The organism is Janthinobacterium sp. PAMC25594 (assembly GCF_019443505.1).
Lineage (GTDB): Bacteria > Pseudomonadota > Gammaproteobacteria > Burkholderiales > Burkholderiaceae_D > Janthinobacterium.
The window spans coordinates 6,382,797-6,405,422 of the sequence record NZ_CP080377.1; the positions used below are offsets into that span (position 1 = coordinate 6,382,797).

Sequence of the window (22,626 nt, forward strand, 5' to 3'; positions counted from 1 at the left end):
CGCGGCGTGGCGGGCGCCTGATTTTGACGAACGTGATGGTATTTCGGCACAATTCCTGTATACAATCGTCGCTGGCACGAAGCGTGCATGGCATACCTTGGTCATCCCATCCAAGGAGCTTTGCATGCCTCATCCACCGCCAGTGTGTTCCTGTCGTCCCGTTTCTCTCTTGCTTTTCCCTTTCACCTGCGCCCATCCGGGCCGCGGCAACCCAGGAAATGGAGCGTAAATGGCCTCTCCCCGCTTGAAATCCATCCACCGCAGCGCTCCGGGCGGCACGCCTGCCGCGCCATCGCCCGTCGATGAAATCCTGCCAGCCGGCAAGCTGTTCACCCTCGGTTTGCAGCATGTGCTCGTCATGTATGCGGGTGCCATCGCCGTGCCGCTGATCGTCGGCCGTGCCCTCAAGCTGCCGCCCGGGCAGGTGGCGGCGTTGATCAGTGCCGACCTGTTCTGCTGCGGCCTGGTGACCCTGATCCAGTCCCTGGGCATCGGCAAGTACTTCGGCATCCGCCTGCCCGTGATGATGGGTGTGACCTTTGCCGCCGTCAGTCCCATGCTGGCCATGGCGAACAACCCGGCCCTGGGCATCACCGGCATCTTTGGCGCCGTGATCGGCGCCGGCGTGGTCTCCATGCTGATCGCGCCTTTCATCAGCCGCCTGCTGGCCCTGTTTCCGCCCGTGGTCACCGGCAGCATCATCGCCGTGATCGGTGTGTCGCTGATGCGCGTGGGCGTGAACTGGGCCATGGGCGGGCCGCCCGCCATGGCGCAAATTGCCGATCCCGCCTTCCTCAAGATGGCCGCTGCCGCCACGGCGGCCGGCTTGCCTGCGCCGCTTGGCCCCGTGCCGCTGATCGCCAACCCCGGCTACGGCGCGCTGGATAACATGGGCATCGTCTTTTTCGTGCTGGCCGTCATTTTGCTGGTGGCCAAGTATGGCCGGGGGTTCCTGTCGAATATCGCGGTATTGATCGGCATCATCGCCGGCACAGCCTTGTCGTTTGCGCTGGGCAAGGCCGATTTCGCCAAGGTGGCCAGCGCCAAGGCCTTTGCCATCGTCACGCCGTTTCAGTTCGGCATGCCGACCTTCGACGTGGTCGCCATTGTGACCATGAGCCTGGTGATGATCGTCGTCATGATCGAATCGCTGGGCATGTTTTTGGCGCTGGGCGAAATGACGGACAAGCGCATCACGCAGGACGACATCAGCCGCGGCTTGCGCGTCGATGGCCTGGGCACGCTGATCGGCGGCATCTTCAATACCTTCCCGTACACCTCGTTCTCGCAAAACGTGGGCCTGGTCGGGGTGACGGGCGTGCGCAGCCGCTGGGTCTGCGTAGCGGCCGGCATCATCCTGCTGGTCATGGGCGTGATCCCGAAGATCGCGCAGACGGCCGAAGCCGTACCGGCGTTCGTGCTGGGCGGGGCAGGGCTGGTGATGTTCGGCATGGTGGCCGCCACCGGCATCCGCATCCTGGCCGGCGTCGACTACAAGAGCAACCGCAACAACCTGTTCATCGTGGCCCTGGCTATCGGTTTTGGCATGCTGCCACTGGTGGCAGAGCAATATGCGCAGCACATGCCGAAGGCCCTGTCGCCGTTGCTGCACAGCGGCATCCTGCTGGCCGCCATCGTGGCCGTGCTGCTCAATCTGTTTTTCAACGGGCTGGCGTCAAGCGAAAAAGCGCGGGAGCAGGCGCGCGATAACAGTCATGGCAGCGAGTGAGGAGAGTCGCCCCGCGCCGGCCTGCTGGTCAGCCAGGCGGCAGAATGTTGAGCACCACGCAATTGCGTCCCGCATCCTTGGCGTGGTATAGCGCGGCGTCGGCCAGCCGCAACAGGGCGTCGGGATCGGCGGCGCCCGGTGGCGACTGGACCGCGATGCCGACGCTGATCGTCACCTGTGCCGCATCCGCACTCGCATGGGGGATGGACAGCTCTTCGATGGCACGCCGCAGCGCGTCGCCGATCTGACGCGCCTCGTCAGCGCCCGTGTTCGGCAGCACGATCGAAAACTCTTCGCCGCCGTAGCGCGCCGTCAGGTCGCCCGCGCGCCGCATGCCGGCCGCCAGCGCCTGCGCGACCCGGATCAGGCAGGCGTCACCGGCCTGGTGGCCGTGACGGTCGTTGAAGCGCTTGAAGTAGTCGACATCGAGCATGATGACGGCAAGCGACTGGCCGACGCGCGTGGCACGCGCACATTCGGCGCGCAGCACGTCGTCGAAATGGCGCCGGTTCGACAGGCCCGTCAGGCCGTCGGTGATGGACAGGGTCGCCAGCTTGCGGTTGGCGTCTTCCAGCTGCTCCGTGCGTTCGGCAACGCGCCGCTCCAGGCTGTCATGCAGCCTGGCGCTGGAGATCGAGATCATCGCCTGTACACCGAGCATGCGCAGGAAGGCGACGCGCTCCTGCGTGAACGAGGCTTCTGCCAGCCGGTTCTCGAAGTACAGGATGCCGCCGATCTGGCCGCCGTGCCGGATCGGCAGGCACATGACGGCGCGCGGCCGCCGCAATTGCACGTACGCGTCGGCGGCAAAGCGCGAGACGCCCGTGATGCTGTCTTCGATCACCTCCGCGCCAGTGCGGATCACGTAGCGCAGCAGCGATAGCGGGAATTGCGGGTCGCTGGCGGCGTTCAGGTCGAGCCGCCGTGCTTGCAGGACGGTGATGCCATCGTCATCGATATTGGCCTCCAGCTGGTAGCTGCCTTCGGATAGCAGCAGCAGGCGCGCCACTTGCCCGCCAGCGTTTTCGCATACGATGGAAATGAGGCGTGTCAGCACGTTGCGCAGGCCCACTTCGTTCGACAGGATCTGTGCCGCTTTCAGCAGCGACACCATGTCGAGCGCGGAAGCGCCGTGCGTGTGGGGGCCCACATGCGACAGCGTGGCGCGGCCATCCATCCTTGACAGCAGCGCAGCGTGGCGCGCCCGCAGTTGCGTCACCTTGCCCTCCGCACCCCACTGGCCGTAGTGCGCGATGGCGTCCTGGATGAAGACGCCGGCCACGCGCGCGTGGCCCTGCTCGGACCAGCATTCGCCGCACAGCTCATTGCCCAGCGCTTGCACGTTGATGTAGCCTGCCAGGCCCGCGGCGTCGATCGCCTGCCGGTAATGGCGCGTGGCCAGCTGCAGATCGTCCCTGTAGCGTGCCATCTCGGCCATCACCAGCAGATGTTTGGCCGCGCTATTGTCCGAGCCTTGCCTGGCCCACTCGGCGAGGCTCGCCTGCAGTGCGTCGATCACGCTCAGCACCGCGCCCGCATCGGGTCGCGCCGGGTCGCGTCGCAAGGCGCGGATCAGGATCAGCGCGGCGTAGAAGCTGCACTCGGCAACCTTGGCCTGGCCGCGCATGATCTGGGTGACGATGCCGAGCTGACCGGCCAGCAGCTCGGCGTCGGCGCCGTCGAACAGGTAGGCGTTGCGGATCTTGCCTTGCAAATAGTAGGCGCGGTACAGCTGCGAGTCGCCATACTGATTGAGGAAGCGCGCCTCGCTGAACGTCGCATCATCGTAGCTGTCGTGCCGGGGCAGCAGGCCCATCAGACATTTGATCGGCTGGACAGCGGCGGCGACGCAGCAATCGGCCATCGCCTGCTGGCCGTTGGCGCGCATCAGCGCCAGGTCGTGCTCGATGTCGTGCATCAGGTGCGGCAGATAGTCGCCGAGGATCATCCTCTCGGTGGCGCGCACGGCCGCCACCACGCCGACCTGCACGAAATCGGCGATTTCCAGTGCCCAGCCAAAGGCTTCTTCGTACAGGGCGTCGGAGCTGCGCAGCGGCTGCGTCCAATGGCTGATGAGCGCACCGAACATTAGGCCCGTGAGCGTGCGCGTCTGCAGATTGGCACGCCGCCTGGCCAGCGCCATCGCCATCGCGCCGAAGTCGTAGCCGCGCGCCACGTCGCCGTCGTACAGCGCCAGCATCATCGCGTAGCCGACATAGGCGACGGCGCTGAAATCGCTGTTCCCCCGTTGCATGGACAGCCGCGTCATCGATACCACCATCAGCGCGCTCAGATCCTGCTGGCCGGCGTAATAGCTGGCCATCCACAGGCCCTGCATCATCTGCATCGCGGCCACCGCGTCCGGCGCGCACATGTCGCCGGCCGCCAGCAAGGTGTCGGGCGCCCGCGCGCCAGGCTGCCGTCCGATATCGGCGAGGATCTCGTCGAAGCGCGCCTTCATGTGCGCCACATCGTGTGGAATGGCGATGTTCAACTGCGCCAGGCCTTCGCGCTGCACGGCGATGGCGTCGAGCAGGCGGCCCTGCAATTGATACTGGTGCGCCTGGATGGCAATGCAGCGTACCTGCAGCAGCGGGCGCAAGGTGCGGGCGCGCAGCAGCGGATAGATCGCCTCGGCGGCATCGAACTGCCCGCACAGGTAAGCCGCTTCGGCCGCGCCCAGCTGCAGGTCGAGCCAGAGGTCGGCGTGGACGCTCCACGCCTCCGCAGACAGCAGACCCAGACCAATTCGCATGTGTTCCAGCGTGGCCTGGAACGCGGCCGAGCGTCGTGCCTTGCCGCCGGCCCGCAGATTGAGCGCCGCCAGCTGCACGCGCTCATCCGCATCGTCGAGCAGCGCACGGCCGGCGTTGAGCTGCTCGACGATTTCAAACAGTGTTACGTCCTGGTGCTCCGGCGCCGTATGCCGCAGCAGCAGGCGGCCGATGCGAAGATGGTTGGCCGCGCGGGTGCCGGCATCGGCGACCAGGTAGGCTGCCTGCTGCACCCGGTCGTGCAGGAAACGGTAATTGACGCCGCTGTGGCCGGCACGGGTGTCGCCATCGACGTATTTATAGCGTTCGTCGAGCGGCTGGGCCAGTCCGGCATGGAGCGCCGGCCACAAGGCTTGCTGCGTGTGCCGGGGCGAGCGGTCCGTTGCCAGTGCAAGCGTGTCGAGCGTGAAGCGGTTGCCGCTGGAGGCGGCCAGTTGCAGCAGGTGCTGCGTTGCCGTGGGCAGGCGGTGGATTTTCTCCAGCAGCACATCGACCACGTTGTCGGTATATTTGACCTGTTGTATCGCGGGCAGGTCCCAGTCCCAGCAATCGCCTTCGGCCCGGTAGCGCAGGTGGCCCGTCTCATTGAGCGAAGCGAGGAACTGGTTGAGGAAAAATGGATTGCCGGCCGTCTTGTTGTAGCAAATGCGGGTCAGGGGCGCGCAGTCAGGTGCCGCCACGCGCACGGTAGCCGCTACCATTTGCGCCACCTGCGGCTCGCTCAGGGGGCTCAGTAACAGCGTGGACAGGCGCACCTCGCGTGCGAGCAGCTTGTCGCGCAGCGCGATGAGCGGGTGCGCGGCGCTCACTTCGTTGTCGCGGTACGCGCCGATGAACAGCAGGCAGCACTTGTCGCAGGAGAGCATGAGCAGTTCGATCATCCGCAGCGTGGCGGCATCGGCCCATTGCAGGTCGTCCAGGAACAGCACCAGCGGATGCCCGGCGCAGGCGAAGACTTCGACGAAGCGGGGGAACAGGCGGTCCAGGCGCAGCTGGGCCTGTGCCGGCGCCGATGCGGGCAAGGCGTCGGTGGGGCCGACGATCAACGCCAGTTGGGGAATCAGTTCGACCAGCACGCCGATGCCATCGCCCAGGGCGCCGTGCAGTTTTCCGGACCACTGCCGCAGCGTTTCCTCGGGCTGGCCCAGCAGCTGGCGCACCAGCCCCTGGAAGGCCTGGATCAGCGAGGCATACGGTACGTCGCGCTGGAGCTGGTCAAATTTGCCGGACAGGAAGCAGCCGCGCCGGGCGACGATCGGTTTCTGCACTTCGTTGACGACCGCCGACTTGCCGATGCCCGAATGGCCGGCCAGCAGCAGCATCTCGCAACTACCCGCGGCACTGCGTTCAAACGCCGCCAGCAGCACGGCGATGGCATCCTCGCGCCCATGCAGCGTCTGCGGCACAAGGAAGCGGCGATTGTGGTCGGACAACTTGAGCGCCTGCGCCGGCTTGTTCGCGCGGCATGCTTCGAGGTCGCGGCGCAGGCCTTGCAAGCTCTGATAGCGCTGATCGGCATTTTTTTCCAGCAGCCGCTGGATGATCGGCAGCAGCTGGCCAGGCAAGTCGGCGAGTGCAGGGTGCGACCAGTCGGGACTGCGGGCAATGTGGCAATGCACGAGTTCCATCGCGTCGCCCGCCTCGAACGGCGCCTGGCCGGCCAGCAGTTCGTACAGGGTGGCGCCGAGCGCATAGAAATCGGCGCGCCAGTCGACCCGCCGATTCATGCGCCCCGTTTGTTCCGGCGCCATGTAACGCAAGGTGCCTTCCAGGGCCTGGAGATTGACGATGCCAGGGCTTTCGTATGGCAGTTCACAGGCGATGCCGAAATCGGTCAGCTGCAGCAGACGCCGATCGGCGTTCCACACCAGATTGGATGGATTGATGTCCTTGTGGATCACGCCATGACGATGGACCTCTTCCAGCGCCGCGCACAGTTGCAGCGCGATGTCGAAAAAATCCTCCAGCGCCAACGCAGGTTGCGCCGGCGTCCTGCGCGCCGCCAGCTGCGTGCGCAAAACCTGGTCGAGCGCCTGGCCGCCGCCATCTTCCTGCAGCATCGTCCAGCACCCGCCGTGCAACTGCAGCGCCAGCGGATGCACCACGCCAGGATGGCGGCAGCGGCGTGCGATCGCATACTCGCGCTTGAATTGTGCCAGTTGCTGAAAGGAAGGGAACTGCTGATTGGGCTTCTTGACGATCAGCGCGGTGCCATCAGCGGCCCTGGCGCGATACACCCGCGAGCGGCCACCGCTGTGCAGCTGTTGGATGATCTCGTGGTCGAAAAGGGAGCTCATGGGCTTAGCGGTACACGGACGGTTGCGGGAGCCTTGAGGCGCACATTTCGAAGTCTTACTTCGTTGCAAGTATTATATCAGCAGGAAGTCGCGGCGAAGCGAGAGGAGCGAAGGCTGTTGTTGCAAAAATGTCGGCGCTGCCGGGCGCATGCGTGCTTTGGCTCGCTGTGGCCGCGCCCGGCTTACTGGTAAATAGTCAGGTATTTCGCGGGAATGTCGAGCGGGTGGAGCATGCCCGCTAACGCCAGGTCAATCAGCAGGGCGACCACCAGGCCGACTCCCGCCGGAACGCCCATGGCGAGCCTGCGCACCATGGGCGAGCGCGCTTTGACTTGCCAATATGCGGCACAGCCCAGGTGCGTGAATAGGGCATACACTGCGAAGAAATAATACGGCGCAAAGAATAATGCATATGGCATCCGTACAAAACCGGCTGCGGCATAGTAAAAATTGGTGTCGAGCCTGAGTGCGGCGCGGCCAAACAGGACCGCACCGACATGAAAGAGCAGGAACAGGGCCAGGTAGATCCCTGAGCCGGCCTGTAGCCACGCTACGAATCCGGAACGTTCTTTCCATCTCCGCAGCGTCATCCATATTTCGCTGCCACATTGAAACAGCACGCACGCCAACAGTACCGGCTCGACAACGGCATTGCGATACAGCGGCCGGGTCGCCTCCATGAAGGCGATGTGCGCGTGGGCGCCGGCAACAGCCACCAGGTGATTAGCAAGATGCAGCAATATATAGGCTGCCAGCAGACATGCCGACAGGCGGTGAAATTGACGAATTGACATATGAATCCATGAGTGAGTTTGATTTCCCTGTGTTGCGCTGGCGCTCCATACCTCACCGAGGGCTGCATTTCCCACCGGGTACTGTCACCGAAAATTTTCATTTACTAATAAATCGGCAACCTTGTGCAAGACGGGCGTGGCAGCGGTATTCATGAGACTCCCTCGGTTGGCATGTGATGAAGGTAGTATCGTTTGGTCAGTCAAGTAGGTCTTGAACGTTTGCGACACGCTGCAATACTTTCATGACTCCACCTGATGCCATCTGCCCTCCGACTGCCGCGCCCCTTTGCCCCGCGCGTGGCGCTGGCCTCTTATCTACGAGCCTGGCTGGTACGCGGCACCATCGACTCTGTACCGTCCGCCGGAGGATATTCATGAAGAAGAAACAATTGCCTTCGAAGGGGGAGATCATTCCCACTTCACCGGAATCAGCACCCAAGTTGCGCGCCACATTCACAGATGAGTTCAAGCGCGATGTGGTAGCGCGGCTGCGCGCGGGCAATCAAAGCGCCACTAATTTGGCGGTAGAGCAAGGGCTACGTCGCAACCAGCTCTACAAGTGGGCGAAGTAGCTCGATGAGCAATCCTTGGAGGAAGTCCTGCGCTCTCCCGGCCGGCCACCGACGGGCAATCTGAGTGAAATCGAACAGTTAAAAGGTGACCTTGCCAGTGCCCAGGAGGAGCTGGCCATCTTGAAAAAGTTAGATGCGTACTTAACTCGCCTAAAGAAGTGACGTACGCCGTCATTGAGACGCACCGCAGCGAGTTTTCAGTCAAGTCGCTATGTCGTGTGCTCGATATCAGCCGCAGTCTGTACTACGCCGTCAAGAAGGCCTGGACATCTTCGACTACATCGAGATATTTTATGATCCGAAACGCGGTCACGGATTTAATGACAGGCTTTCGCCAGTAGATGTTTGCCACACCGCTGGGTAGCGGAGTTCAACCAGCCAGCTTGGCAGCGCAGTTCCAGGGCAGGAAGTCGTCGACCCATCGACGGTTTCCTATTGCGACAAAACCAAAAGACGCGCCCTCGATGTTCAGATGTCGGGCACATCGCGGGACGGCAGGGGTGACGCCAGCATGACGGGAAGGACCTTTGGTGCGATCTTGTTCTTCAGGATGTTCAAGGCAGTGCCGGCGGCGAAGCGGGGAAGAGCAGAGTAAGGCAGGAGGTTATGGACATAGGCCGTGCGCTGGACGCCATGTGCATCACGGATGCGCAGTTGTTGGTATTCGTCATCGTCGAGCTTGACGGCGTAAACCTGGATATATCGCAGCGCATGGTTTCCATTCTGCTGTAAGGCGCCGCGAATCGCCTCGACCCGGCCAACGTCATCGAGCGTGATGTAGTTGTCACCGTCGCCCAGGCCCACCTTGATATTTCCCGTCGAGCCTGCCAACACGTTCAGCGTGTTCATATCCATGTACTGATCGGACGGATGCTGGTTCAGCCAGTTTAGGATGCTGGCGGTGCGCGTCGCGGTCGTGACGACGGCGGCGCCATCGATGCTGTGCTGAGAACGGATGTTGGCGATGGGGACATACATCTTCTGGTAGTCCTGTGGCTGGATCCTGCCGGTGATCCAGGCAGAGGTGTTGTGGCGTTTTACCCCAGGCCCGGAAGTGATCGACATGAGCAGTTCGCCGATCTGCGCAAGCTTGGAAAATTTACTAACCATCGCACCGATGCCACCGCTATCTGCGGCGTCGGGGCCAAGTCCTTGGAACGCACGATCAGTGCGGTTGCGGCATCTTGCCAGGTCGCGAAGTAGAGGTCCTTTCCTGTCGTGAAGGCGAGGGCACCAAGCCGGCCCGCCTGCGGTCCTATATGGACGCGCACGTCGGAAAAATCAGCGTTAAACGCCGATTCCATCTTCGCCAGAAGCGCTTGTGATAATGGCTGCCCGCCTCCGCGTAGGAGACCAAGTTGCCGCGGGTCTATGCCACCGTCCGCCAGTTGAACCGCCGACTGCGCCACTTGCGCCTGCAAAGCGCCTTGCTTCGAACCTCGCAGGGAACGCTGAGCGAGCGAGGCAAACGCCCAGCGGCAAAGAAACATTGAATTACACGTATATTCATAATTTCCTTCGCAAGTTGGCTGTTAATCGCAGCCCAGCTGAGAACATTGAAGGGTACAGATTAGCTGAGAAATGTTGGACACATCAGCGTGACTCTATTATGAATAATTAACGTCCAAACATTCTCTCCAAAAGGCTCATACGGAAATCGAGTGCGAGCACAGAGGAATTTGCGGTCGCCGAACGTTAAGTAGGTCGTGGGAAATTATTGTGACGTTATGACAAACAGAACCGGATGCTCTGCAAGGCGCCCGCAAACCAACGGCATGGTCGAACGCTTCAATGGCCGCATCAGCGAGGTCGTCAACCATACCCGTTTCGGCTCCCGTGCCGAACTGGAATCGACGCTGCGCAATTACCTGAAAATCTACAACCACAACATTCCCCAGCGCGCCTTGGATAACGCAACACCGATTCAAGCGATGAAGAAATGGCGGGAGAAAAAGCCGGAATTATTCGTTAAACGCGTATATGACCAGGCCGGTCTTGACATCGACTATTGGCGGACAGAAGCAGCTCACGCGCCCAAGCATTCGCGTCATCCAAAGAATTGAAAACTTCAAATGGTCGGGCCGCCTCAGAAAATTTCTTTTTAAACAAAGGAAGCATAATAATGGATTCTGTAATTTCTTCACCAATTACCCAGGCGGTAGCAAGAGGGGAGATGTTACATTCACTTCGCTTCAGGAGAATAGAGCCAAATTCCGCTAGTGCATCCTGCGGCATTAACATGCTCTCTCGAAACAAGGCTATTTCCACAAAAGGCCCGTTACCCTTCAGTTCCGAATAAAGCGTGTCATTGAGGACGAGGAGTGAAGAAAAGAATTCGCGATTGAACGGCCCGGTCAAATCAAGAAAAACGACATTCCCCTCTGGCCAGACTTTCACTTGACCATGTGGCTTAAAGAAAGAGGGTAGAAAATTTTCATGACTAAGTGTATTTTTCATGGTCGGTGCTCGCTACAAAAATTATTTCTACTTAATTTTACAGCGTTTTTATCGAGAGCTGACAAGTTGTGACCACGGCCTTTCTGGCCTGCAGCGGTCCGTGAGCATAACGAATTACCAAGCGAGAAAAGTCACACATTGTCACATCAACGTAAACGTTTGCTTCTGGCCGCTTGCCGTCGATAACTCATTACATCCACGGCCGCCAGACGCCCCCGAGAATAGCAAATTGCCGAACAGGAAACTACACGCCTTACCACGCCCCGGTGAATGCCTTATCCATGTCCCAGACAGTCGCCACCATGCCGAAATGTAACTTGGCAAGCTGCTGTCGAGGCGGCCAGCACCGGCATGCCGATTATCTGGTGCGCCCGTTTGAGCGCTGCCGGCCAGCGCACCATGCGAGCGAGGGGCAGGTCTGACAATCGGACAAAAGCTTCACAGTTCGTGCTTCAAAGTAGGGCGAATTTCACGACACCATTTCTACAAAAACCAAGGTCGTGTCCAAATGTCAGACCTGGCCCCGGCTTTCGGCTTTCAGGACCCCGGCTTCCCAGCCGCCAGCCCGTTTCCTGAATGAAGCCATGCATCCCTCTCGTTGAGGCGTAATCATGGCGTAAATTTGGCGTAATCGCTACTGGTTTTTGTCGGCTTTAATCTGGATCAAGAGAAATGTCGGGACGTAAAAAAAAGCCACTAACCCGTTGATTATATTGGGTTTAATGGCTTTTTCGATGTTTCCAAATTCTGTGCGCTGGTGCCCGGAGCCGGAAGTCAAACGCCATCAATAATGCGGGCCTCAGAGCATCATGGGGATTTTTTGGGGAGGAGAGATTGCGATTCCCGAAACAGGAATGCAAAATCGGCGCCACGAAAAGTTCTACTATACATGCTTACGGGACGATGTTGGCTCGGATAAATGCCTGGCATGCCCGTCCAGTCGCGGCTACCTCTTCCGTCTGCAGGATCAAGGCTTGAATATCTCGCGCCACTGCGTCAGGAAGTAGCCCGCTGGCGGGATCGGCTGCAGTGCCTCCTTCGGGGCCACTGGCACCGGCCGGGGCGGTAGGTCCAGCACTTGGACAGAAGGCGGGCTTGCGCATGCGCTCAGCAGCAGCAAGACGAGCGCGCACATCGTTGATTTCGTCATCGTAGACTTTCGTGACGGCCGCCGCTTTGGCGGCCTGTTGCCTGGCCAGCGCCAGATTCTCGGCAGCGCGCTGCGCCACCGCCTTCGTTTCCGCCGCCGCGCGGGTCTTCTTGTCGGTATCCCACAGCGCCTGCACTTCCGCCCGGCCTTGGGCGTTACCGAGGAGGCGCTGGTAAAGCATGCCGGCACTCGCCAGCACGCACAGCATTACGGTGGCGTACAGCCAGCTGGGCACCTTGCCGGCGAACTTAGCCAGCGCACTCACGCGAGCACCCGCTGCGCCACCGCGAATAGCGCCAGGCGCTCGGCCAGGCCATTCGTGCCGCCATTGATGCGTCGCGTCACCTTCACCTGATCGCCGGCATCGGCCAGGGCGTTCAGCCCCTTGGTCTGCCAGAACCAGCCTGCCGAGCGGCAGGCGTTGATGGCCTGCTCGAGCAGCTCGGGCTGTGCCAGCAGATCCAGGCCCAGCGCCTGGCCACAGGCGGCGTAGTTCGCGCGCCCGGTCACCTGCAGCAGGCCCCGCCCACGGAAGCGCACGCCGTCGCCACGTTGCGTGTTGCCCAGATCGGCACGGCCCTCGTAGGCCTGGCCGCTGGCCAGCTCACGCACATAGCGTAGCTGGCCAGACTCGTGCCCGACCTGTGACAGGAACGACGCCTGGCGCGCTGGGGTCGTGATGCCGAATTCCAGCATGGCCGCATTCAGCGGCACCAGGAAGGCTGGCGCGCGCGCGCGTGCCAGCGGCATGATGGCCAGCAGCTGGGACAGTTCCAGGGCGCTCATGGTACGGCCCTGCGGTTTTTGATCAACCAGCCAATCACGACGACACCAGTCATGCCTACCTTCAAAAGCGCTTCACCTGGAGGTGGCTGCGTGTAGCCGTACAGTGGGCCTGCCAGCACGGCGAGCGCACCCACGCCCATCAGCACATAGAAGAGGCGGTAAAGGTGGTTGCTGTGGCGATTCATACGATTCAGTACGCACAAAGAATGGCAGAGCAGGATGGCTCCGGCCAGCAAATTCAGGGTGAGCATGAGGCTCATTGAACACCTCCTTTTTTCTTCAGCCAGCCCAATGCGAGCGGAACGATGGTTTGTGCCGAGACGCCGGCGGCGAACGCACAGAACCAGCGCACAGCGTCGGCAGACTTCGCCATCCAGGGAAAATATTCCATCGCACCAGCATGCGCAATGGGTCCGACATAACCGGCTACCAAGGCGCTTGTCATGACGGAAATAACCATTTTCAGACGGCTGGTCTGGTCGACCATCGACAAGGCGACAAGGCCGCCTGCTAGGCCGACGAGTAGCACATCGTATTCCAGGCCGAGGATCGAGCCGGTCAGTGTCACGGTACCGAGAGCGAGTGCACCGCCGGCGGCGGTAATTGTTGCGGGTTCAGTCATGGGTGCCTTTGATGGGGTAGGTAGGTCTCAGTCTTTACGGCTTAACTAAGTAGTCAAGAGGGTATGCCTTTGACATAAATAGACGGGTTGAAGTTAATTTTTGACTAGACTCAATACCTATGGGGGATATTCCAATCTAATCATTTACCAACATGCAACATTGTTACTTTTCATGCATTAGTAAATAATTTATTACCCTATGTTGTAGCCTAACTGGGATACTGCAATGTCCAACGTAACACTAAATCCTGACGACGCATTAGTTACAACAACAAAACCATTGGCATCAAGGGAGTATGTAGGCGCCCCCCATCCGGAAGTATTGAATACGACCGTATCGCAAATCTTAGTAAATGTATTTGCGCCACCTTGGCCAGATGCCATTGTTGCAATGCCTAATGTTGACCATCTATAATTTGCGCCACGCGCAGTTATATGCAACAACATTCCTGTTTTAATTCCTGCATTTCTATTGAATGTTAGGTCAACGTTTACACCGCCGCCATTTACTACGGGGGTAGCGCTTGATGTATAAGGTCGCCGCAGCAAGGAAAGTTGCCCATTTGATGCAAGCGTTATGTGCTCACAGAGGCGAGCAGTACCAAGAGTCCAATTCTCATTAACTGATAGGATGGTGGAGTCCATTAATAAATTACCAGGGCCTTGACCTAATACAACTTGTTTTGTGGCGCTCGGCTCAAGGGTAATTGAGCCATGGAAAATTGCAGGAACGTTAGGGTTAGTACCATTGTGCTGAACAAGGATAACTGGGCCGCCTTGTGGCCATAACTGTAAGCTAAGTGGTGAATTATATGGAAAGCATCCATCACCTACGGTCACAACCGGGTATCCGGTTGCGCCATTGACCAAACAATCCCGCAGTCCAGACCCGTGGAAGCTCGCATCTCCACTGGACTTTCTGTATTCAATTGGTTTTAAGCAAGATGATTTGAATTCACAAGAATCTGCTATAAGATATTCACCAAATGAACCCGCAGTTTTATTATTAAATAGAAATCCACCGGACAGGTCGGAGAAAACACAGTCACTAAATGTCATTCCACATTGTCCATCTATTTCTATAGCTATCTGCGTCCCGTTTCCTTTAAATCCGATATTGCACCAATTTGCGGACAAAAGGCGGCCGCTACCTCCCTGTATGTAACAAGAAGATGCGCCTGCTGGAATGTTGGAAAAATCAAAAACAGAGAACATTCCATTTTCGCCAAACATCACAGGTGCCGAGAAGCTGCTCAGCTTTATAAGTGGAGCATCAATTCTGTATACACCTGCTGGTACGTGTAATGCAATTCCTCGAGGGACGCACCAGTCCCATGCGGCCTGTATTGATTCTCCAACATTAATTGCTTTTGTTCCAGCCTTGACGTCATTAATCTGCTCAATAGACATAAAATCAAATAAGCTTGTTTGGTCGCGTAGTTTATCCTGCACGGTTCGGAATGCCGAACCAATCGCCGATGAAATCCAACCAATAAGGCTGGATCCGAGAAAACTAGCCAACAGCGCTATAAATGTGTTGGTAAGATTATTAACTCCATCTGCTTTGCGCGTCCATACCGTCGTACCGTCTGATCGTTTAAGGCTGATATCGTATGAGCCATTACCCAGGTACAGAGGCGTCGGCAGCTCTCCCCGCGCATTGAGCGCGATGTACTGGCCACCCAGGCCATCGGCCGTGTAGGTCTGCGGCACGGTGCCCTCAGGATCGGTGTAAGCCACTTTCTGGGCCGTAGTGCCGAAGGCATACGTATACAGGCGGCCACCGACCAGGGTGATGCCGTCGTCGGTGAATTCCTGGACGTTGAAAAGTGCTGGCTGGCTTGCTGACATGGTTGGCCCTGGAAACAAAAAAGCCCCGCATGAGCGAGGCTGGAAAAGAAAAAGCCGCCTGGAAGGGCGGCGTGCTGGGTGCGTGGGGTGCGGGTTACTGCTGCTGGATGCGTGCTGGCGTTGACAGGTTGCCGGACAGGCTTCCGCCGGCCTGGCCAGCCAAGGCACCGACGCCGCCATTCAGCATCAAATTGTGGTCGTTCAGCTGTTGCACGATCTTGACGATGGCATTCATGTTTTGCTGGCCCTCGGCGCCGCGCGACAGGAGCATGGCGCCCATTTGGTTACGCACGGGCTCCGGAATGGCCACGCGGTTCCAAGCATTCTTGGCGGCGCCAATCGCCACCAGCGGGTTGCCGGCCTTCAGCGCCGCAACGCTGCTGCCAGCCTCGGTGAGTGCGCGCGTGTCCAGGTCGCCCATGCCCGCCAGGCGCGCCGCTGTCTGTGAACCCACGCCGACGCTCTGGATGCGCTTCAATTGCGCTTCCTTGGCCACATCAGCGGCAAACTCGCGGTAGGCGCGCTGGCTGCCGAAGATTGCGCGCAATTTCTCTTGCGTCGCTGGCTCCTTCCACATATTCATGATGTTGGTCTGGCCGCCCTGGGTGCCGAGCTTTTCGCGCAGACCCTCAAAGGCACCGATGCGAAATGCTTGCAGCTCGTTGTCGCTCATGTTACGCACAACGGTGTTGATACCGGCCTCACCCTGATTGATCGACTTCTTGCCCGCGTTGGCCGCATCGATCAGGGAGCTGGGCTGCGAAAACGCGTTGCGGGCGGACTGGTACAGAGACACCCGGGTTTGCGGGTCGGTCGTGACCGTGTCGAGTTCGTTGATTAATTTGCTGCGCAAGTCCGTGATCGAGCGGCCCAGCGCCGTCACTGTGCCATCAGGCTTCGTCGCGCTCGAGGACTTCAACAAGTCGTCCAGGCCTTGCTTGACGTGATCCAAGTCGCCCATTCCCCACTTGCCGGACTGGTTCATGATGCCATTCGCTGCGGGCGTGCCGTCGATGGTAAAGGGCTGCTGGTAACCGGTCGCAATCTTGCGGCCGAGCGCTACGGCGCCCAGCTTGTCCGCGTCGGCAACGATGGCTTTCAAGGTATCTGATGGCTGCACCTCAATTTGGCGCAGTTGCGCATACAGCGGAGCCGAATCTTGGTTGCGGCGAGAAATTAGCGCCTCCACGGTGGTTGCTTGTCGCTGTCCCTGGGTATCCAAGGCTTTCTCGGCCGCGCTGCGCATGCGCTCGCCCACGCCGGCCGTGCGCTGCCGCTGTAGGTTATACACGGATTCCTTGGTCCGGCCGGGCAGGGTGGCCAGCGTATCGAGCAGCTGATTCGTATTGCGCCCGGCGGCATCCGCCAGCACTGCCTCATCGCCCAGCTTGCCGAAGCGGGCCGCCACCTGGGTGAGCGGGTTGACGTAGCCGCCGGTCGCCAGGGTTCCGCGCGCGTCGCGCGCGATAGCCTCGGCCGCTTTTTGTTTTGCATATTCAAGGGCGGATGACTGGGAAAAACGCTGTTTCACGTTGCCCGCGATGGCGCCCAGGCCGCTCACCACTGGCGATGAGATGCCGCCAAACGCCGCGCTGGCGGCGGCCGACGTAGCCGCATCGCCCAGCGAGCCGCCAAAGGTGTCGGCATTAGAGTTAGTGGCGCCCATGACGCCACCGTAGGCGGCGCCCACGCCAGCGGCCTGTGCGGCACGTGGCAGCGCACCAATGACCTTGCCGGCCTGCTGCGTGATGCCGGCCATCTGCATCAATTTTGCGCCGCCTTTCACTAGGGCGCCACCGACCGGCAGCGACGCGAGGATATCGCCACTTACTTCACCCGCCAGGGCGGACAGCGGGTTCTTCTCTTTATAGGGCGCCAGATCGGCAGTCAGCCGCGCGCGGCCTTCCTCTGCATCCTTGACCAGCCAGTTACCGGCCCGATTCAACAGGGATGGGGATTTATTGCTGGTAACCAAATCCGATAATGACGGGGTTGGTGACGTGACGCTATCGAGGCCGACCAGGCCCTTGCCCACAAGCCGCTGCGCGCCCAGGACGAAGCGTCCGGCACTAGATCCGGCGCCAGCGCCGGCGGCCACCACGCCATCGAGAAAGCCGCCGCCTTTTGCTTTGGAGGCATCCGGCGCGGCTGCAGCAGGCTGCGGACCGCCAAGATGGCTGACGATTTCTTCCGGCTTGTATCCGGCACTCGATGCAGCCTTGATTTTTTCGCCATATTCAGGCATTGCGGCCAGGTGACCGACAATTTCAGCATCACCATAGCCGGCCGCCTTGGCCTGCGCAATTTTCTCTTGTACGGTAGCCATGGATTATTTGAAAATGTCGTTGAGGGATGGCTTGGCGACGCCAGAGTCCGCGGTGAATGCGGAGTTTCCGGCGTTCTTTTTCAAGCCTTGAATCGTGGTTTTTCTGGCCTTGGCTTTTTGTGCTATCACGCCAACGCTGTCGCCTGGCTGGGGGAAGTACTGTTTAACGGCATTATCGAATTCCGATGCGGCAATCGCGGCACCGGACTCTTGTCGCAGCACCGCATTCACAAAATCGCGTTGGGCTTGCTCTGCCTTTTGATCACTATCTGTCAACGAGAATTTGTTGGCGGCGGCGCTCAGAGCGCCACCGATAAGGGGAAAGCCTTCCAGTGATCGCTTTGAGTTGACGGCCGCAGGCCGGTAATCAATCGAGTTCAAAATCCTATCTGCCTCTTCGGCACGCGCACCGAAGATGGCAGATTTGCCTTCGAATTCGGTCGGCTTGCCTTTGACGATTTTCGGATCGGCTGGCCCGCCAGGGATAAATACAAGTGTTCCATCTTGGTTGGCACGATAGCCAGTAGGGATGCGGCCTTGGCTTGCAGCCTTACGGGCACGCTCATCGACCTTGTTTTGCCCGGACACCGTCACAGCACGGTTTGCATCGCCCTCGGACTTGATACGGGCGTTGGTGGCAATGTTGTTCGCATCGGGCGCGATCTGGCCGGCCGCATCCTTGGCCGACATTATCCGTTGCAACATGCTGACCTGCCATTTCGGGAAGTCGGCAGGGTTTTTCGGGATAGTCTGCCGCACAAGCGCCGCCTGCTCAGGATCGATATCACCAGCCTGTTCATGTAAAGCCAGGCTGACCAGTGCCTGCTGCGGGTCGGTAAAGGCCGCAATATCCTGAATGGATTTCTGGCGCTTTTCTTCTCGTTGCTTATAGGCAAGGCCGTCTTTCTCCGCCGTGAGCTTGCCGGTCTGCGCGGTCAGGTGCTCATTGGTCGCCTTGGCGTTCGCCAGCTCCTGCTGCTGCTTCGTATAGGCGAGTGCGTGCTTGCCGTAACCGGCCTGGGCCAACCCCACCGCGACCTGGTCTGGCGTCTGCCCACTCGAAACGAGGCGGGAAAGCGCGTTATCGGCGCCACGTTCGCGCGTATAGTCGTCTTGCTTTTGCTGCCCGGCAGCCAGTGTCAGTGCATTTTGCTGCAGCGTCTGCTTGCGCGCGTCGGCCTGGTCGTACTCGTCGGCGTATTCCAGCACCGACTTCGGCGGCCGCAGGTACTGCTGGAAAATATTGTCGTCTGCCATTTTTATCCTCCACTCGCTGCTTGTGCGTTGATTCGCGCCATTTCGTCAGCGTAACCGCCTGCTGGCTGCCCGGTTCCTGCGCTGCGCCCATAAATCGCGGCGAGTTGATTGCCAGTATTGGCCCAGATGTTCCCCTGGGCCAGCGTGGCAGCGCCGGCGTTGTTGGCAGCAGCGCGGGTCAGCGCGTTGTTCGATGCCGTGGCCTCTGCGCCCAATGCGCTCACATTTTGAGTGCTGGTCTGCCCGATATTGGCCAGCGCGGCCAGGCGATTCAGGCGGTCGGTGCGCGTCTGGTTAGCGCGGTTGTATGCCGCGCTGTAGCCGCTGGTGGCGTAGTCGCTGCCGTACTGGGCCGCAGCCTTCAGGGCTGCGCCGGAGATGCGGCCACCGGCGGCCGAGGTTTGGCGGTTAATTGCCTGCTGGCCCTGATCCAGGCCAAACTGGTAACCGGGTTCGAGCTGGACCTGGCTCCGATCGAGCGGAGTATCGTTTTCCGTTGCGAACGTGCCAAGGGCCTTGGTGCCAGCTGCCAAGTACGGCGCATAATCCGATCGCGTCAGATCGTACTGGCGACGACTTTCCGCCAGGCTATCGGCAGTACCCTGCGCTTGCTGGTCGGCGGCGTTGCCGGCGGCGTTCGAACTGATCAGCGAGCCCCCAATGGTGCCGACGACTGCGGCTCCCGCTACCCAAAATGTCATGACAGAACTCCTTGCGTCGTGTTTTTGATCAAATTGCCAGCGGCGTACATTGCTGTCGGTTCGTCCTCGACCAGTTCTGCCTCGGCCGCATCGACGTCAGTCGCATCAGTACGATGAAACGTCATACACAGGGCATCCGTTTTCGCGTAGACCGCGCGCTTGGTGCCTGGCATGCTTTCAATCATGGCCGGGCCGGTAATGCACTGCACGCCGCTATCAGTAGTGATACAGACCGTGCCGCTGACAATCAGGTAGAAGTGCTCCTTGCGGTGCACCTTGCCGACCACCAGTACGCCAGCTGGGCGCCAGACTTCCCGGCAGTACATGCCGCCATGAAAGCGATGCTTAGTTTCTGGCTGATACTGCGGTAGTTTGCTCAGGTCTTCCTGCAGCCGGCGCACCTGGTCGTGCATCGTGCGGGCCGGCACTGGCGCGAAACCGCATCCATAGGTCACCGTGATTTTCTGCATGATCAGCCAGCCACCCCGATCTCACCTTCGCCCGAAATCGTCAGCGCGCTGGCCGTGCCAGCGCCGCCGACCAGGTATTCGCCTGCATCGAGGCGCAGCATGCCGTACCAGTCGTAGGAGTTGTTGGCGGGCACCTGCTGGCCAGCGCCGATGACTTCGGTGCCCGCTGCGTTGGCGCCACTGGCACCGAGGAATGTCGAGAAGGCCGCGGCGCTGGCTGTCTTGTTCGTCACGCGGATATGCTTGAGCACGATGTACTGCGACGATGCACCAGCGTTGACGCCGCCGGCGGCCGTGGGCGGGCTGAGCAAGTTGGTGGTCAGCGTCGCGCTCAGGGCGACTGGGCCAAAGCGGAAAGTCTTATTCGAGGCCATGGTTGCCTTTCAGTTAGGTTTGACGGGCCAGAATACGTCAGTCGTCTCTGGCTCTTGCAGCATAAAAATGGCGGGGCCCGGCTTTCCGGGCTCGCCGTCCCGGCCTGGTGGACCGGGCACAAACTCTGTTGAGCCGCCGCCCTCATCGCCCAGCGTTATCGCCGGGCCGGTTGAACCCTGATCACCTGGGAAGCCACGGGGACCAGGCGGCGGCGGGATTGATTCGGCGCCGTCGCTGCCTTCGGCTAGCAGGCCCATGAAGGCGCCCATGGCAAAATTGTTGAAATTCTGCAAGGTGCTGGATGACTGGGCATTGAGCGACTCGAAATAACGCGCCCATTCCGGCGTGATGTAGATCTCGACTTGCTTGCCCGCCACCATTGCGGTACCGATAGCGATACGGGTTGGGGCTGGGACGCTAATCATCGATGGCCGCCGCATGGATATTGAATGGGACCGGATCGGAGCAGCGGATGCGGAAAACCCGGTCGTGCGCCGTGCCCAGCATCATCCAGCGCACTTTCTGCATCCAGCGCCCGATGGCGCCCAGCGGGCGCAGCAGCTTGGGGCCGAAGGTATAGCCGCCATCGTTCGATAGTTCGAGCGTGACGTTGCCGCCATGGCCGGTAGTGCAAGCCAGTTCCAGGCCAGCGAATGTGATCGGCTCCATGCTGCCTTTGACCATGTGGGGCCATGTGCGCTCGCGCACCAGCGGATCGCCGCCCAGGGTGTAGGTGGCGGGGTCGATCTTGTACAGCTTGCCGGCGGCATCGCCAGCGTATTGCGCTCCATTGGCGAAACACACGTCGATAGCGCGCAGCGGCGCCCAGCCATCACCCCATTCAGCACGTTCATGCCATTGCTGCATGGCGGCGTCATAGACCAGTGTGGTGTCCATGCCCGGCGCGTTGATGCCGATGAATTCATGCCCGTCAACCTGGTATGTCCACATGCTGGCCGCTGCCAGGTCGGTAGACTTGGCCAGCAGCTGCTCGATGGCGCGCGTGGAAACGCGAGAGGGCGCATGGCCCAGCATGCGATATACGATGCCGCTACCTGTGCGCGTCTGGCCGATCCAAAAGATCGAATCGGCGGCGACGATGGCGGCATCCTTGCCGACGCAACCGACGTCGATCTGCGCCGAGTTGTAGCGCGCGAAGGGAAACAAGGCGCCGCCGCTGTTGATCCAGATTTCGGTGGTGTAGGTGCCCAGAAGGATCAGTTCACGGTGCAGCACCTTGCTGGTGACGATGTTGTCCGGCTGGGCGTCGGCCGAGGTGAAGTCCAGGGCATCGAGCTTGCTGGCGTCGTCGAGGGCGGTGATGTAAAACTGGTCGGTACCGGGTGCCACAAAAATCATGTGGCCGTCGATGAAGTCGACCGTGTTCGAGCCGCGCCATGCCGGCGAAGTGATCGTGCCCAGCACATTGCTTGCCAAGGTGTAGACCTGACCCACGGCGCCGGACACGATTACCAGCTGGGTGTTGTTGTGCGCCATTCCGACGGCGCCACTGGACGACGCCAGCGTTCCGCGGCTGACGGCGGCGCCGGCCACGATCTCGAACAAGGTGCTGCCAGCTACGACGAACCAGCGGCCCTCAACATTGCGCTGGCCGCGAATCTCGGCGCCCAAGGTGAGGAACAGGGCCAAGCCAGGGGCCGATACCTGCGTCAGCACGCGCGTCTCGCCCAGACCTTCGATTTGCTCCAGATAGCAGTTGATCGCCGTCTGCACAGCTGCCTTGCGGTCATCCAAGTGGTAGCTGGGCCCGATACAGGCGACGTAATTGCGGCCGGCCATCAGTTCCAGCCCTGCAGGATGTTGCCGACGCAGTTGGGCGCCAGTGGATTGGTGCTCAGCATGGCTGGGCGAATATTGCCGCTCTTGATGCGGAACAGGGCGCGCTGCTCGGCCAGCATCAGATCGGCCGTGACCTTGCCCAGCAGTGCCGGCGCCATGGCCACGGCCAGCGCGGCAGCGAAGGCGCCCTGATAGCCGGCGGGTAGAAGGTAGGCGGTATCGAGGTCGGCGAACTGCGAAAAGGCCTTGCGCGACAGCGCGTTGATGGTATTTCCAGTGGCGGCTGGATACAGGAAGATGGTGGACAGGCCATCGCGCGCCCATACTTCCGGGCGGCCACCTGTCGTTTTCAGCTGAATATCGTTGTATTGCGCCATGGTGATCGGTGCCATGGGATAGTCGTCGGCTTGCAACTGCTCGACCTGGTCGCCCGGTGCGATTGCTGCAAAATCACCCACGCCCAGCGTCAGCGTTGGCCCCGTGATCACACCGGAGACGATCTGGTCTTGTGGCGGCATGGTGCTGCCGACCGACCAGTCATCGGCAATGGCATTGAGCCGACGCAGGCAGACAGCCGCCAGGTCGGCATCTACCGCCTCACCTGGCGCAAGCCGGTTCATGGCTTCGAGTGCCAGGCTGATGATGGTGCGGGCGGTGACCACTGC

The 22,626-nt window shown here is 60.4% G+C and carries 19 protein-coding genes and 1 pseudogene; 3 read left to right on the plus strand and 17 right to left on the minus strand.

The genetic code is table 11. From position 1 onward, the window contains the following. The first annotated feature begins 229 nt into the window (after positions 1 to 229). A complete protein-coding gene (locus tag KY494_RS28660) occupies positions 230 to 1,729 on the plus strand; it encodes a nucleobase:cation symporter-2 family protein (RefSeq protein ID WP_258194539.1) in 1,500 nt (499 codons plus the stop codon). A gap of 28 nt (positions 1,730 to 1,757) precedes the next feature. Here KY494_RS28660 and KY494_RS28665 read toward each other — a convergent pair whose 3' ends face one another. Both KY494_RS28665 and KY494_RS28670 read right to left on the minus strand, forming a co-directional pair. After that, positions 1,758 to 6,800, minus strand: a complete 5,043-nt coding sequence (locus tag KY494_RS28665; RefSeq protein WP_219889249.1) for a diguanylate cyclase domain-containing protein — start codon at positions 6,798 to 6,800, stop codon at positions 1,758 to 1,760. Positions 6,801 to 6,982: 182 nt separating this feature from the next. Further along, positions 6,983 to 7,594: a hypothetical protein gene (locus KY494_RS28670; RefSeq protein WP_219889250.1), complete on the minus strand. Its 612-nt coding sequence runs from the start codon at positions 7,592 to 7,594 to the stop codon at positions 6,983 to 6,985. A gap of 374 nt (positions 7,595 to 7,968) precedes the next feature. Here KY494_RS28670 and KY494_RS28675 point away from each other — a divergent pair, with 374 nt between their 5' ends. After that, on the plus strand, positions 7,969 to 8,166 hold the full coding sequence (locus KY494_RS28675; protein ID WP_219889251.1) for a transposase: 198 nt from the start codon (positions 7,969 to 7,971) through the stop codon (positions 8,164 to 8,166). A 468-nt stretch (positions 8,167 to 8,634) separates the two neighbouring features. Here the strand turns inward: KY494_RS28675 and KY494_RS28680 are convergent, their stop codons facing one another. Then, complete coding sequence (locus KY494_RS28680; RefSeq protein WP_219889252.1) at positions 8,635 to 9,231, minus strand: hypothetical protein; 597 nt, start codon at positions 9,229 to 9,231, stop codon at positions 8,635 to 8,637. After that, positions 9,204 to 9,656, minus strand: a complete 453-nt coding sequence (locus KY494_RS30200; protein ID WP_375143438.1) for a DUF4157 domain-containing protein — start codon at positions 9,654 to 9,656, stop codon at positions 9,204 to 9,206. Before KY494_RS30200 ends, KY494_RS28680 begins: the two co-directional genes overlap by 28 nt. 264 nt (positions 9,657 to 9,920) lie before the next feature. Here KY494_RS30200 and KY494_RS28690 point away from each other — a divergent pair. After that, a pseudogene (locus tag KY494_RS28690) lies at positions 9,921 to 10,229 on the plus strand (integrase core domain-containing protein); the annotation flags it as partial. Between the two features lie 1,287 nt (positions 10,230 to 11,516). Here the strand turns inward: KY494_RS28690 and KY494_RS28695 are convergent. The 13 genes from KY494_RS28695 to KY494_RS28755 all read right to left on the minus strand — a co-directional run bounded on the left by KY494_RS28695 (position 11,517) and on the right by KY494_RS28755 (position 22,623). Further along, positions 11,517 to 12,038 (minus strand): lysis protein, encoded by a 522-nt coding sequence (locus KY494_RS28695; protein WP_219889254.1) that lies wholly within the window; start codon positions 12,036 to 12,038, stop codon positions 11,517 to 11,519. Then, positions 12,035 to 12,559 carry a glycoside hydrolase family 19 protein gene (locus KY494_RS28700; RefSeq protein WP_219889255.1) on the minus strand — a complete coding sequence of 175 codons (525 nt, stop codon included), beginning with the start codon at positions 12,557 to 12,559 and terminating at the stop codon, positions 12,035 to 12,037. The genes KY494_RS28695 and KY494_RS28700 overlap by 4 nt, the downstream gene beginning before the upstream one ends. Then, on the minus strand, positions 12,556 to 12,819 hold the full coding sequence (locus tag KY494_RS28705; protein WP_219889256.1) for a hypothetical protein: 264 nt from the start codon (positions 12,817 to 12,819) through the stop codon (positions 12,556 to 12,558). Before KY494_RS28705 ends, KY494_RS28700 begins: the two co-directional genes overlap by 4 nt. Next, on the minus strand, positions 12,816 to 13,181 hold the full coding sequence (locus tag KY494_RS28710) for a putative holin (protein WP_219889257.1): 366 nt from the start codon (positions 13,179 to 13,181) through the stop codon (positions 12,816 to 12,818). Before KY494_RS28710 ends, KY494_RS28705 begins: the two co-directional genes overlap by 4 nt. A gap of 192 nt (positions 13,182 to 13,373) precedes the next feature. After that, the gene (locus KY494_RS28715; protein ID WP_219889258.1) at positions 13,374 to 15,032 is read right to left on the minus strand and encodes a hypothetical protein; all 1,659 of its coding nucleotides are present in this window, start codon (positions 15,030 to 15,032) and stop codon (positions 13,374 to 13,376) included. Between the two features lie 94 nt (positions 15,033 to 15,126). Beyond that, a complete protein-coding gene (locus KY494_RS28720) occupies positions 15,127 to 17,358 on the minus strand; it encodes a hypothetical protein (protein ID WP_219889259.1) in 2,232 nt (743 codons plus the stop codon). A 3-nt stretch (positions 17,359 to 17,361) separates the two neighbouring features. After that, positions 17,362 to 18,615, minus strand: a complete 1,254-nt coding sequence (locus tag KY494_RS28725; RefSeq protein ID WP_219889260.1) for a hypothetical protein — start codon at positions 18,613 to 18,615, stop codon at positions 17,362 to 17,364. A 2-nt stretch (positions 18,616 to 18,617) separates the two neighbouring features. Beyond that, positions 18,618 to 19,316 carry a hypothetical protein gene (locus tag KY494_RS28730; RefSeq protein ID WP_219889261.1) on the minus strand — a complete coding sequence of 233 codons (699 nt, stop codon included), beginning with the start codon at positions 19,314 to 19,316 and terminating at the stop codon, positions 18,618 to 18,620. Next, the gene (locus tag KY494_RS28735) at positions 19,313 to 19,786 is read right to left on the minus strand and encodes a hypothetical protein (RefSeq protein ID WP_219889262.1); all 474 of its coding nucleotides are present in this window, start codon (positions 19,784 to 19,786) and stop codon (positions 19,313 to 19,315) included. Before KY494_RS28735 ends, KY494_RS28730 begins: the two co-directional genes overlap by 4 nt. 2 nt (positions 19,787 to 19,788) lie before the next feature. Beyond that, positions 19,789 to 20,160 (minus strand): hypothetical protein, encoded by a 372-nt coding sequence (locus tag KY494_RS28740; RefSeq protein ID WP_219889263.1) that lies wholly within the window; start codon positions 20,158 to 20,160, stop codon positions 19,789 to 19,791. Positions 20,161 to 20,169: 9 nt separating this feature from the next. Next, positions 20,170 to 20,586 (minus strand): hypothetical protein, encoded by a 417-nt coding sequence (locus KY494_RS28745; RefSeq protein WP_219889264.1) that lies wholly within the window; start codon positions 20,584 to 20,586, stop codon positions 20,170 to 20,172. After that, positions 20,579 to 21,961, minus strand: a complete 1,383-nt coding sequence (locus tag KY494_RS28750) for a packaged DNA stabilization protein (protein WP_219889265.1) — start codon at positions 21,959 to 21,961, stop codon at positions 20,579 to 20,581. The genes KY494_RS28745 and KY494_RS28750 overlap by 8 nt, the downstream gene beginning before the upstream one ends. Then, positions 21,961 to 22,623: a hypothetical protein gene (locus KY494_RS28755; RefSeq protein ID WP_219889266.1), complete on the minus strand. Its 663-nt coding sequence runs from the start codon at positions 22,621 to 22,623 to the stop codon at positions 21,961 to 21,963. The genes KY494_RS28750 and KY494_RS28755 overlap by 1 nt, the downstream gene beginning before the upstream one ends. Positions 22,624 to 22,626 lie beyond the last annotated feature (3 nt).

What these genes read in the sequence shown, in the direction of transcription:
- KY494_RS28660 (WP_258194539.1), top strand. Translation starts at nt 230, where the DNA reads ATGGCCTCTCCCCGCTTGAAATCCATCCACCGCAGCGCTCCGGGCGGC.
- KY494_RS28665 (WP_219889249.1), bottom strand. Translation starts at nt 6,800, where the DNA reads ATGAGCTCCCTTTTCGACCACGAGATCATCCAACAGCTGCACAGCGGT.
- KY494_RS28670 (WP_219889250.1), bottom strand. Translation starts at nt 7,594, where the DNA reads ATGTCAATTCGTCAATTTCACCGCCTGTCGGCATGTCTGCTGGCAGCC.
- KY494_RS28675 (WP_219889251.1), top strand. Translation starts at nt 7,969, where the DNA reads ATGAAGAAGAAACAATTGCCTTCGAAGGGGGAGATCATTCCCACTTCA.
- KY494_RS28680 (WP_219889252.1), bottom strand. Translation starts at nt 9,231, where the DNA reads ATGTCGATCACTTCCGGGCCTGGGGTAAAACGCCACAACACCTCTGCC.
- KY494_RS30200 (WP_375143438.1), bottom strand. Translation starts at nt 9,656, where the DNA reads ATGTTTCTTTGCCGCTGGGCGTTTGCCTCGCTCGCTCAGCGTTCCCTG.
- KY494_RS28700 (WP_219889255.1), bottom strand. Translation starts at nt 12,559, where the DNA reads ATGAGCGCCCTGGAACTGTCCCAGCTGCTGGCCATCATGCCGCTGGCA.
- KY494_RS28705 (WP_219889256.1), bottom strand. Translation starts at nt 12,819, where the DNA reads ATGAGCCTCATGCTCACCCTGAATTTGCTGGCCGGAGCCATCCTGCTC.
- KY494_RS28710 (WP_219889257.1), bottom strand. Translation starts at nt 13,181, where the DNA reads ATGACTGAACCCGCAACAATTACCGCCGCCGGCGGTGCACTCGCTCTC.
- KY494_RS28715 (WP_219889258.1), bottom strand. Translation starts at nt 15,032, where the DNA reads ATGTCAGCAAGCCAGCCAGCACTTTTCAACGTCCAGGAATTCACCGAC.
- KY494_RS28720 (WP_219889259.1), bottom strand. Translation starts at nt 17,358, where the DNA reads ATGGCTACCGTACAAGAGAAAATTGCGCAGGCCAAGGCGGCCGGCTAT.
- KY494_RS28725 (WP_219889260.1), bottom strand. Translation starts at nt 18,615, where the DNA reads ATGGCAGACGACAATATTTTCCAGCAGTACCTGCGGCCGCCGAAGTCG.
- KY494_RS28730 (WP_219889261.1), bottom strand. Translation starts at nt 19,316, where the DNA reads ATGACATTTTGGGTAGCGGGAGCCGCAGTCGTCGGCACCATTGGGGGC.
- KY494_RS28735 (WP_219889262.1), bottom strand. Translation starts at nt 19,786, where the DNA reads ATGCAGAAAATCACGGTGACCTATGGATGCGGTTTCGCGCCAGTGCCG.
- KY494_RS28740 (WP_219889263.1), bottom strand. Translation starts at nt 20,160, where the DNA reads ATGGCCTCGAATAAGACTTTCCGCTTTGGCCCAGTCGCCCTGAGCGCG.
- KY494_RS28745 (WP_219889264.1), bottom strand. Translation starts at nt 20,586, where the DNA reads ATGATTAGCGTCCCAGCCCCAACCCGTATCGCTATCGGTACCGCAATG.
- KY494_RS28750 (WP_219889265.1), bottom strand. Translation starts at nt 21,961, where the DNA reads ATGGCCGGCCGCAATTACGTCGCCTGTATCGGGCCCAGCTACCACTTG.